The following is a 236-nucleotide window of genomic DNA, read 5'->3' on the forward strand; positions in this document are numbered from 1 at the left end:
CGGTGGAGCCGGGCGGCCATGTCGTCCGGGGGCAGGCGGCGGCGGCCGCCGTGGCCCGGCAGCAGCCACTCGAAGCGCAGCCGGCCGGCGGCCCGGGCCAGCGAGGCGGCCAGTTCGCGGACGGAGTACCAGGTGACGCTGTCGACCACCTCGATGTCCGCCGCCGTACGCGACCAGTAGAAGCTGTCGCCGCTGAAGCAGTACCGCCCGTCGGCCAGGTAGAGCACGCTGCCCCG

The 236-nt window shown here is 75.4% G+C and carries 1 pseudogene; it reads right to left on the reverse strand.

The annotated features are described in order from the left end of the window. A pseudogene (locus KVT45_RS55705) lies at positions 1-236 on the reverse strand (MBL fold metallo-hydrolase); the annotation flags it as partial.

Source organism: Streptomyces sp. GbtcB6, assembly GCF_019091475.1.
GTDB lineage: Bacteria > Actinomycetota > Actinomycetes > Streptomycetales > Streptomycetaceae > Streptomyces > Streptomyces hyaluromycini.